Origin of the sequence: Arthrobacter sp. MYb229 (genome assembly GCF_002975405.1) — a bacterium.
Lineage (GTDB): Bacteria > Actinomycetota > Actinomycetes > Actinomycetales > Micrococcaceae > Glutamicibacter.
The window spans coordinates 1401882-1410729 of sequence record NZ_PCPS01000001.1; the positions used below are offsets into that span (position 1 = coordinate 1401882).

Consider the following 8848-nt stretch of genomic DNA (forward strand, 5'->3'; position numbering starts at 1 on the left):
GACGCGCCTCGTTACCTTGAACATAGTTCCAAAAACTAGTCAGCTTCGATGGCTTTAACCAGTTGAGTCATGATCTTCTTGGAATCGTAGTTTTCCACCGTGAAAGCTCTCGCTTCTTCTACCGATTTGTCGAAGCGCTCTTGGCTTGAAACGATTCCGGCAATGTGCTTAGCAGCAAGTTGCGTATCGGTAAACAGCCATTCTTCGGGGTAGAGCCACTCAGAACCTGGCCATGCCAATCCAACAGGAAGTGCGCGGGAAGCAGCACCATCAGCCAAAGTGAAGTGGAAGGACTCAAAATCGCTGGTGGATACCGCAACACCAACCCGCTGATACCACTGGTCCATGTCGTCGCCCTGCGGGTCGAAGGCTACTGCACCCTTCAGGAGCGGCGACTCGTCGATCCGGGCATACTGAGCCTCATAGAACGCCATCTCTTCGACCCTTGCGGCCATCCAAGGATAGTCTTCGGGACGTTTCCCCTTCACCCGTAAGGTGAATCGTTCATCGGTAGCACGGAGCTCTTCCAATAGATCTAGGACTAGGTCAAAACGCTTCATTTGTGGAACCATTCCGACAAATCCCAAGACAAACTTGGAATCAGCGTCCTTTGGAAGATCAAGCTTGCCTGTATCTACCGAGTTCGGAATGACATAAGTTTTTTCTTCAGGAATTCCGAATTTTTGGATTGCCATCCCACGAATAAGCTCGCTGACGAAGATCACTCGATCAACTTTCTTGAACTTCACCTTGTTAGGGTAGTCGGTGAACAGCTCCTGAGAATGGAAGCGAGTGATCAGCCGCTGGTTTGGTTTGACATGCTTCGAGTACCATGCAAGATTCCCTAGGGACCATTCGCAAAATATGGTGTCGGCATCTTTAAGTAGTTGCGCACTCAGCTCACTATCATGCTGAGCGTGCCCCGCCCACTGATCTACGCTTAATTGGTGACCCTGTTCTTCCACGGCCTTCATGATCTGGCCGGCAAATTTCAGGTCGTGACCGGCAACTAAAACGGTTCGATCATTTGGAGCGGTATTCACCGCTGCGTGTGCTACTCCGCTATCTTGCTGTTCGACGACGCCAAAAGGTCGGCGCAGTCTCAGATGGACTCTGCGTTGTGGGTCATTTGCTTGTTCCATTTTAAGCCGTGGCGAGGCCGCCGTCGGCTCATCCTTGAGCCACAATGGAAGCCCACGTACGTTTAGATCTCGTTCAGACGCTTCAACGCTAGAGGCTCCACCATACTGGTATGCGATCACTAGGTCTTCCAGCAAATGAGGGTCCCCGAGCACTTGCTGTGCTCGTGAAACAGAGACCTGAGACTGGCGCAGGCCATCCGGTCCCACAGCATGAATTCCGTGGGCTTTCAAGATATCGATGGCAGACGAATTTTCTTCGGTCTGTGCAGTATAGATCTCGCCGGGGCGAATCGATGAAGCCAAGATCTGCTCTGCAACTTCACCATCGACAGTTTCAAGCTCGAGTCCAATCGTTGGCAGCGTTGGGATTTCAACGGCGATCCCGGCCATACGAAGTGCAAGTGCCAGACGGTGGTGCGCCAAGTGCTTCTGGAAAGTGACGCGCATCGGCGCCCACGCGTCCAAAACGCGGTCGGCTTCACTTTGCATCCAAAGTGAGATGATTAATTCAGATTCTTCGCTGCTACGGACTACGGGGACGGTGTCGTCAAACATCCAAGTGACGCCGAAGCTCTTACCGCTGATCTGTGGGGTTCCACAAGCTGCAATTTCAAAGACGCGTCGGGAGAACATGGTCGGTGATCCATTGACCGAGTTGACGTTTACATGGACTGGATGAGATTTGTAAGCATCAACCATCTCGTCATAGGTCAGTCCCCCTTGTACAAATGGCTGTAGCGCAGCAGGGAATTTATATGGGGATTCCGGGTTATCGGCCTGGCGATCATAGATCGTCAACCCCTGCTTGCGAGCACCTTCAAGGATGGTCCGCAATTCTTGAGAGCGTTCCGCGTAACGGTCGCCGTAGTACGATCCGCCATATGCTACGGAATGGGAATACGGACGGTTTGTCCCCAACGGGTTGTGAATTTCAGCTTGAGCCCAGAATGGAAGGCTTCCCAAGGCGCGCATGTACCCGCCGCGGTTCTCCCAATAGTCTTCAAGACAATTGGCATCCGTGGTCAAAACCACGTCGAAGAGTTTTGCTGTCCTGCGGAAGCGATTGAAGTGAACGGGATCTTCCTTGTTCCAGAAAATCGTAGGAATACCGTTCTTACGGCAATATTTTGTGAGCGCGTCAAGGTCGGAACATTGGTCATCGTCGTAGTAACCGACCTTACGCGTCCAAGTTTCGGAATTACCGGCCCAAGCGGACTCCACGAAGAGCACGTCTACAGGCTGTGCAGAAAGGACTTGCCGCCAGTTCTCCGGTGTTGGAGCCACTAGACTCACTTCACGTTTGAGCGTCGAAGTCGTAAACTCGTCGGCAATAATTGCCATACGAAGGTCCTTGAGATTCTTACCCGCCACCGGACGCTTTTGGACGCTGCGCATTTTCTCCGTAAAGGTCTGCGCAACGATAGGCCACGTCCGGGTTTCTACCGTCCACTGACGCGCTCTACGGCCGATGTTCTGAGCTAGCTTGGGATCGCTTGCCAGCTTCGTGATCTGTTCACTGAGGGAATCTACGTTGTCGGCCGCAAATAGCAAACCGCGTTCGGAATCCGTCCCAAGCAAAGTCGCAATAGGCGAGACATCTGAACCAATAACGGGACGTCCGGCAGCCATGGCTTCGATTGGTTTCAATGGTGAGACGAGCTCGGTGACTATATTCGATTTACGCGGGCAAACCACTGCATCGAAGATCGCCAGGTAGTCGTTGATATCCTCGTTTGGTACTCGTCCGGTAAATCGGATGCGTTCCCCAAGACCCAGCTCCGCGACTTGCTGTTCTAAGGCCGGCAGCGCATTACCGTCGCCAACGATCAGCGCGCCAACGTGGTCAAATTCTTCCGGCAGGCCAGCTACCGCCTCAATAAGAAGGTCCAGACCTTCATAGTTAACCAAACTTCCAGCATATCCAAGCAGGAATTCTCCAGCAAACTTCTTATTAGCCGCAGTGGAGCGCTCCACTGGCAATGGAACATATTGGAAAATATTCGCTGCATTAGGCAGAATCGAAATATTCGACTTCGTCGCGCCGCGTGAAACTAGCTCATCACGAACCTCTTCGGTGATTGCGAACACCTGGTCAGCTTCATTTGCTACGAGCGTTTCAAGCTTGCGGGTAAGGTCAAAGCGTTCGGAGGTAAGCCAAGTTTCATTGTTCGCGGCGGCTGTGATTTCCCAAAGTCCACGCACCTCGTAAATGAATGGAATACCGAGCCGACGGGCAGCGATGAGAGCCGGAAGAGCCGTGATGTGATTTGACGCCGAGACAATTACAGCCGGACGGTTCATCATTGCTTCGCGTACGTAGATATCGGCAGCTAGCTGGATGAACTTATCCAACGGATCATTTCGAAGCGATACACCTGGGTTAAAATGAGTCTTGACGCCCTGGAAGTCGCGGATCATACGCTTCTGAGATGGTGCCTTCTTAGTGACTTTCGAGTCCCACGGGTAGCCGGGACGCGCAGCAATAAATAGATCAATGCCTGCATCCGCTACTGCCTTGGTCAGCCCAGTAGTACGTGTCGAATATCCGTTACTGTTGAACTCCCCTGTGCTGTGTGCGCAATACATCACCTTGTCTGCTTGCGGGACATAAGCAGGAGAAGAAGTTCTTGGGGGAATTGCTGGGAGCGCCGTTTGCAACCGCGCTTGGCCCATGACTTGCAGGTGCAGTGGCCCAAAATTCTTCGGTGAATCTGAGCCCGCCATCAACTCAGTTAATGCTTTCGCTGGCTCAGTAATTTGTCCTAAGTCACGGTACTTTTCGACTTCTAATTTCGCCAATGTCCGAAGATTAGTTACGAGATCATCGTTAGCATTTGAAAAAGTATTTTCAGGAGAGCGCTCAGTAACGGCCAATGCCAACTGCTTGGAAGCATTCTGCGAGGTATCTGGTAACGAAGAAACAGGTTTCTTGCTGAAAGGGCTCTTCAACCCACGCGCTGCTTTAACCACCGGATGTGATTTCAGATTCTCGTATGCAGTCTTGAATTTTTCCGCGCGTGCGTGTTCCTTATTTAGTTGTTTTTTTAGGATCGACGCTTCTTGGCTGACCTTTCTGCGATCTACTTCTGACTGGTTTACGGAACGTTCAAGCCGAACTACTAGGCCTTCGAGTTTTACACTCCGACTGCGCAGATCACTGTTCTCCGCTTTGAGCTTCATGCTAAGAGAACGGTATTCAAGAATGTCTTCAAGCATAGTGAGTTCGACATCTTTATCGAGGTTCGCATACTCCTGCTGCATGCTATGTAGCTGTGCTCGTGTAGCTATCGGCTGCGCTGCCTTCCGATTTGACCGTTTCAACGAAGAAGCTCCCTATAAATAGTTATCTGATCCAGCTATTAGTCTAGCGGTTCGACAGTAAAACAAGGACTTTGACAATTCCCTGAAACAGACCCCAGTAAACTATACGGAACTAATAGATTTACCCTAGGACCTGTTTCGTACCCTGGTTTGTGATTGAGAAACTCAACAGGATCATGACCTGATGGTTTGTTTCCTCATCGTGCCCGAAATACGCACTAATAAATAGGACCTCGGTACCCTGTAGCGATGGGTTCCCGATTTATCGGCAAGCTCAGCTCAGGTTCTGGAGCTGTCGCCGTGCAAATCGTGGACCAAGCTGGACGCACCGCCATCTCCGTGGTGCGCCTCGGCTCAGCGAGTGCCGACGCCGAACTAGCACTGTTGCTGCGCACCGCCCCGCAACGCTTGCATCCAGGCAACAAGCCTTCGACTTCGGCGATTTGGAACAAGAACCCGCATTCCTAGTCGAGGTTGCTGACTGCACAAAGTACGCCGAACTGCCTGATTTTAATCTTGACCGCAGAAGACCCCGAGTCGGTTGCACAGGCACCGCGAAAGTCGTTGTGCCCCCTAAGGCGGAACTGTGGGAAATCTTCACCTCAGCCTATGCACGTCTTTGGTTCGAAATCCTTGACGACGAAGGATTTCGTGCCATGGTGCAAGCTAGACTCCTCGAGCCGACGTCCAAATCAGACACAATCAGAGTGCACCGCGACATCGCCGTACCGCACCCGTCCCTGCGGAACCTTTCTTCGTAGCTGGCATCGCTGCCACGACAAAGACTACAAAGGCACCCTGGCCACAGCCATGTTCGCCCTCCACACGCAAGCCGTGGAACTCGAAGCAATGATCATGTACGAAGTCACCACCCTTCACTTCGAATCGAAAAAGAAGATGACCTCCGCAAAATCCGCATGAGCAAAAGATTATCGGGTAGACCCCCAAATCCAAGTAGGGATTCTGGTGGATCCGGTAGGCTTCCAGCTGGAATTGCATATTTTTGCCGGGAACACAGCCGAGACCACCACGATCGTTCCGGTAGTCCAAGCGTCTCAGGAACGGCACGATATTGCCAACATGATGGTCGTCGCTGATGCTGGCATGCCCTCCGACGTGAACCTGATCGCGTTGAAAGACGCCGGATTCAAATTCATTATCGGTTCGCGTATAGCCAATGGGCCTTATGCAGGAACATTTGGATACGAAGCGCACCCGGTTCGCCAACGGGCATATCCTGGAATCCATACGACCGATGGGACAACGTTCTAGTGCTCGCGAGGGGCGAAAGATTTATCAGTGGTCCGCGAAACGTTTCGTCACTGACAATCGGAACATAAATCTGAAGGAACGCCGAGCCATGGGTATTGCCGAAGACACCAGCCAAATGTGTAAAGCAAGATTCGTGCAAACGACTAGGGCGAGGCCTGTAGTGGATGAAGCCAGGATCGAGCGAGCCCGAATGCTGGCCGGACTCTATGGCTAGTTGACGAATACCGATCAGTCAGTGATAAATGGCCAGACGGTCCTCGGCTCATACCATGAACTCTGGCAGGTTGAAGCGTCCTTCCGCATGACCAAGACTGACTCTTCCGATCGGTCAGAGTTCCATCGAGACGAGGACGCCAACGATGCTCATTGACCGTGGTGTTCGCCGCGTTGGCGATGGGCAGGCATGTGCAGGAGCTATCTGGGATGAGTTTGAAACGGATTATCACTGATTTGCAGGTCGTTCGTTCGGCGAAAGTCAAGGTCAATGGTGATTATGTGGTGATTCCTGCTGACGTTTCTGTGGAGCTCCGACGACTATTTGCGAAGCTCAAGCGTGGATAAAGTACTTACTAGGACTTTGGCACGGAACAGGCAAGACGTTCAATGCAGATTCGCGTGCTTAGACTGCGTTATTCACATGAATGACAACGAGCGCAAAATCAGTGAGTACGCACCGTTCGTAGATTTTGATTGAAACGGTTTAACGAGAGACAATAAACGAGTTCGAATAAAAGAGAGTTGGATTCATGAAGATAGCAGTTGTTGGAACTGGTTATGTTGGCATGTCAATCGCTGCCTTGCTGGCACGCCATCACCATGTCATTGCATTAGATATCAACGAGCAACGCGTTGGGCTCGTCAATCAGAAGCTCTCGCCAATCGCTGACGAAGAGTTGACCCGGTACCTAAACCACGAAGAACTCAAGCTATCGGCGACTACTGTTTCCGCCGAAGCCTACGATGAAGCAGACTTTGTCATCGTCGCGACACCAACAAATTATGACCCCGAAACCAATCATTTTGACACTTCCTCGGTCGAGTCGGTCATCTCAGACGCTGTTACCCTAAATCCAAAAGTAAACATCGTCATCAAATCAACTGTCCCAGTAGGCTTTACCAGCGACCTCCAGAAGCATCACCCTGGAACGAAAATAATATTTTCCCCAGAGTTCTTGCGTGAAGGACGTGCCCTATACGACAATCTCCATCCTTCTCGAATCGTTGTCGGAGACCAAAGTGAGCACGGAGAGAAATTTGCACAACTTCTCCTAGAAGGCAGCCTGGAGAAGCACGTCCCAATACTTCTGACCGACCCGACAGAAGCAGAAGCAATCAAGTTATTCTCCAACACATATCTAGCTCTGAGAGTTGCGTACTTCAATGAGTTGGATACATATGCAACATCGCGTGGCCTAAATTCCGCTCAGATCATCAATGGTGTTGGACTGGATCCACGCATTGGAAGCCACTACAACAATCCGTCTTTTGGCTATGGCGGCTATTGCCTTCCGAAGGATACGAAACAGCTTCTGGCTAACTACGACGAAGTCCCTCAGAACTTAATTTCGGCGATTGTTGATGCGAATAGAACCCGTAAGGACTTCATTGCGGACGATATCCTGGCTCGCAAACCGGAAACAGTTGGTATCTATCGTCTAGTTATGAAGGAAGGTTCGGACAACTTCCGACAATCCGCGATTCAAGGCGTAATGAAGCGAATCAAGGCCAAAGGCGTAGAAGTTATAGTTTACGAACCGACCTTGGACGCTGACGAATTCTTCCACTCCAAAGTAACGAAAGATTTTGATTCTTTTGTACGCGAATCGGATGTCATCATCGCTAACCGTCAATCAAAAGACCTAGAATTAGTTTCCGATAAAGTGTACACGCGTGATATCTACGGACGTGATTAGTAGATCATTCCAAAGGAAACCGGTCAATCATTCCTTAACTCACATTTTGAAACAGCAACTTGCCTCAATCACAAGAATTGGATACGGGTTTCCCTCATTAAACAGGACCCATAGTATGCGATTCTCAGCAAAAACCTAACGATTGCGAAGCCGGTTTATAATAGAAGCTTTTGGTAGTAGGTGTGTGCCGAAAGGATGTGAAATTTCGGCACATCGTGGACACCGGATGTCACGATTTCATAGAATCTTCTATATTTGTCAAGCCATGCTCGGTTGCATTTCCGCGGACTCGAGGAATTGGTAGACACGGCGTGCTAAGAACCGTTTGATGCACCTGCGGATTTCCTTTGTCGTTTTGCCTCCCGCAGTGCGTTTCTCGACATAATCTTTGGTCGCTTCATCATGGGTCATCCGTGCCAGCGCAGCGGTATGTAGGGCCATGTTCAGTTTCCGGCCACCACGGCGATTCAGTCGATGACGTACCTAGCCCGGGTATTTCATGAAGGCCGGTAGTCATTAACTGACTTAAAAGATGAAAAGGTGACCTGAACAGGGAAAATAGGAGTTGTTGAAGCTTCCAAAATACCCGTACAAAGGATCACCTTTTCTGTGAACCATTCTACCCACGTTTTCCCTGCCATCCCGACCCAACTCACCAGTCAATCTCTGGTCTCCCATGCAGGGTTGTCGGTGCTGACCAGCTTCCTGAACGCGGTGGACTTCCGCAGGCTCTGCGAGGACCGGTTCAGCCAGTTCGTGCCCGCTACCGCAACGCACCGTCCGGGTAAGATCCTCGGCGCACTGGCCCTGTCCTTGGCGGCCGGCGGTGAACAAGCCACAGATATTGACCAGCTACGAGCCGCACCAGAACTCTTTCCTGTTTCGTGCCACGGTTTGTGATTGAAAACCTCAATAGGTTCATGACCTGATGGTTTGTTTTCACCTCGTGACCGAAATACTTACTAATAAATAGGTTCCCGGTACCCTGAACCCATGGGTTCCCGATTCATCCGCAAGGTCCGCACCGCATCCGGCGCTGTCGCCGTGCAAATCGTGGACCAAACCGGACGCACCACCACCTCCGTGGAACACATCGGCTCAGCGAACACCGACGCCGAACTAGCCCAGATCTTTCATCAGTTATCCAACGGCTGCCGAAATCCTCTACCAATGGATTCCCGGTGGCCGTTCCTGATTCAG

At 51.1% G+C, this 8848-nt stretch carries 5 protein-coding genes and 3 pseudogenes; 6 read left to right on the forward strand and 2 right to left on the reverse strand.

Annotation, left to right across the window (positions count from 1 at the left end):
• Positions 1 to 35: 35 nt before the first annotated feature.
• Positions 36 to 4403 carry a glycosyltransferase gene (locus tag CQ019_RS06500; protein ID WP_105569223.1) on the reverse strand — a complete coding sequence of 1456 codons (4368 nt, stop codon included), beginning with the start codon at positions 4401 to 4403 and terminating at the stop codon, positions 36 to 38.
• Positions 4404 to 4712: 309 nt separating this feature from the next.
• Between CQ019_RS06500 and CQ019_RS06505 the strand changes: the two genes are divergently transcribed.
• From CQ019_RS06505 to CQ019_RS06520, 4 genes are all read left to right on the forward strand, one after another.
• Positions 4713 to 4931, forward strand: coding sequence for a hypothetical protein (locus tag CQ019_RS06505; protein ID WP_105569224.1), 219 nt, complete (start codon positions 4713 to 4715; stop codon positions 4929 to 4931).
• A gap of 495 nt (positions 4932 to 5426) precedes the next feature.
• The gene (locus CQ019_RS06510; protein WP_258134066.1) at positions 5427 to 5735 is read left to right on the forward strand and encodes a transposase; all 309 of its coding nucleotides are present in this window, start codon (positions 5427 to 5429) and stop codon (positions 5733 to 5735) included.
• Between the two features lie 372 nt (positions 5736 to 6107).
• Positions 6108 to 6296 carry a hypothetical protein gene (locus tag CQ019_RS06515; protein WP_105569226.1) on the forward strand — a complete coding sequence of 63 codons (189 nt, stop codon included), beginning with the start codon at positions 6108 to 6110 and terminating at the stop codon, positions 6294 to 6296.
• A gap of 185 nt (positions 6297 to 6481) precedes the next feature.
• On the forward strand, positions 6482 to 7648 hold the full coding sequence (locus tag CQ019_RS06520; protein ID WP_105569227.1) for a nucleotide sugar dehydrogenase: 1167 nt from the start codon (positions 6482 to 6484) through the stop codon (positions 7646 to 7648).
• A gap of 258 nt (positions 7649 to 7906) precedes the next feature.
• Here the strand turns inward: CQ019_RS06520 and CQ019_RS06525 are convergent.
• A pseudogene (locus tag CQ019_RS06525) lies at positions 7907 to 8131 on the reverse strand (transposase); the annotation flags it as partial.
• A gap of 126 nt (positions 8132 to 8257) precedes the next feature.
• On the opposite strand from CQ019_RS06525, the pseudogene CQ019_RS06530 reads away from it, so the two are divergent.
• Positions 8258 to 8524 (forward strand): annotated as a pseudogene (locus tag CQ019_RS06530) (IS1380 family transposase); the annotation flags it as partial.
• Positions 8525 to 8641: 117 nt separating this feature from the next.
• A pseudogene (locus CQ019_RS06535) lies at positions 8642 to 8848 on the forward strand (hypothetical protein); the annotation flags it as partial.